This is a genomic window from Parafrankia sp. FMc2 (genome assembly GCF_041008525.1).
Classification (GTDB): domain Bacteria; phylum Actinomycetota; class Actinomycetes; order Frankiales; family Frankiaceae; genus Parafrankia.
Genome location: NZ_JBFLUG010000472.1, coordinates 1 through 740, shown reverse-complemented (window position 1 = coordinate 740; position 740 = coordinate 1). Strand labels below are relative to the sequence as shown.

Below are 740 nucleotides of genomic sequence, written 5' to 3'. Positions count from 1 at the left end.
GCCGGGCAGGGCGAGCTCGACCTTCGGCTGCCGGGCAGCCCGGCGAACTCCGGCGCCGCGCTGCCGATCACCTCGACGCGAGCGGGTCACCTCCTCGACGCGCTGGCCCGCGGCTACGACACGCTGGGGTTTCCCGCCGCGGCCGGCCGCGACGAGGTCTTCAGAGCGCTGGTGCTCGCACGGGGATCATCGAGCCGACCAGCAAGCTCGATTCCCTGCGCGTGCTGGACGAGGCCGGCGCGCCCGTCCCGTCCTACCGGACGGTGAAACGCCGCCTGCGTCTCTACGCGGGCGCCGACGACGTCGACGAGGCCGGGCAGCCCGTCCCGGTCGACCCCGCCGGTGGCCCGTGGCGGGCACGGTTGGCGCGCGCCTGCGCGGACCACGTCCGTCTCGGCCCGGCGACGTTGCTGCTCTACGACGTGACGACGCTGCACTTCGAGACCGACCAGGGCGACGGGTTCCGCGAACCCGGCTTCAGCAAGGAACGACGTCTGGAACCACAGATCACCGTCGGCCTGCTCACCGACGGAGCCGGGTTCCCCTGACGGTGCACGCGTTCGAGGGCAACCGGGCGGAGACCACCACCATGCTGCCCGTCCTGACCGGGTTCCTCGCCGAACACGGCCTGTCCGACGTCACCGTCGTGGCCGACGCCGGCATGGTCTCGGAGGCGAACAAACGCGCGATCGAAGCGGCGGGGCTGTCGTTCGTCCTCGGCGCCCGCGTCCCCGACATCC

1 pseudogene is annotated in these 740 nt (G+C 72.8%); it reads left to right on the top strand.

Annotation, left to right across the window (positions count from 1 at the left end):
• Positions 1-740, top strand: a pseudogene (locus AB1460_RS38000) (IS1634 family transposase); the annotation flags it as partial.